The organism is Flavobacterium sp. (assembly GCF_003525665.1).
Classification (GTDB): domain Bacteria; phylum Bacteroidota; class Bacteroidia; order Flavobacteriales; family Flavobacteriaceae; genus Flavobacterium.
Genome location: NZ_DQDX01000204.1, coordinates 1 through 791, shown reverse-complemented (window position 1 = coordinate 791; position 791 = coordinate 1). Strand labels below are relative to the sequence as shown.

At 35.8% G+C, this 791-nt stretch carries 1 protein-coding gene and 1 pseudogene; both read right to left on the bottom strand.

Annotation, left to right across the window (positions count from 1 at the left end; all coding sequences use genetic code 11):
• Positions 1–319: pseudogene (locus tag DIU01_RS14390) on the bottom strand (isochorismate synthase); the annotation flags it as partial.
• Positions 316–744, bottom strand: coding sequence for a hotdog fold thioesterase (locus DIU01_RS14385; protein ID WP_290835636.1), 429 nt, complete (start codon positions 742–744; stop codon positions 316–318). The gene DIU01_RS14385 and the pseudogene DIU01_RS14390, both read right to left, overlap by 4 nt.
• Between the last annotated feature and the right edge of the window lie 47 nt (positions 745–791).

Here is a 791-nt window from a genome sequence, read left to right as displayed (position 1 = left end):
CTTCTACTCCATTTCCGACTAAAGTTTCAAATGCCATTTTCGAATCAGCATCAGTTTCATAAATCAATGTTTTCGGAAAAATATAATCGGAAGTCGAAACCGTTTCGAAATAAATATCCGATAATTCTTCGGGAATTATATATCGTTTTTCATTATCAAAAGATACAAAAGCAAATCCAACATCAGCATCATCCAATAAAATCAAATCATCGTTCTTCTGAAAAAGCGCAATGATTTTATCGGAATTGGGTTTGCAATAACACACAAAAGGTAGTTTGCTCGACTGCTGCTGCTTTATTTTTGAAAATAAGAAACTCATCGTCCTTTACTTGGTAAAATCATGTTGGTTAATTTGCAAAGCGAAATCAATTTGTCGTTTTCATCCACAATTCTAATTTCCCACAAATGAATGCTCGCGCCTTTGTGAATGATGGTTGCCGTTGCAGTAACGATTCCTTCACGCTTGCTTTTTAAGTGATTTGCCGATATTTCAATACCGCGAACTTCTTGCCTTTCTGGATTGACAAACATGATTGATGCGGCACTTCCAACGCTTTCTGCCAACGCAACCGATGCGCCACCATGAAGCAATCCCATCGGTTGATGCACTCTAGAATTGACTGGCATTGTGGCTTTTAAAAAAGTTTCTCCAGCATCAATATACTCAATTTCAAGAGTTTCCATCAAAGTGTTTTTGGACCACTCGTTGCAGAGTTTTAGCATTTTTTCTTTATCGAAAGACATAGTTTATTTTTTTTGTAAAGTTAATTAGAAAATAGAGAATAGAAAAA

Bases quoted from the DNA above. Each gene is read 5' to 3' on its own strand.
- DIU01_RS14385 (WP_290835636.1), bottom strand. From the start codon at position 744: ATGTCTTTCGATAAAGAAAAAATGCTAAAACTCTGCAACGAGTGGTCC.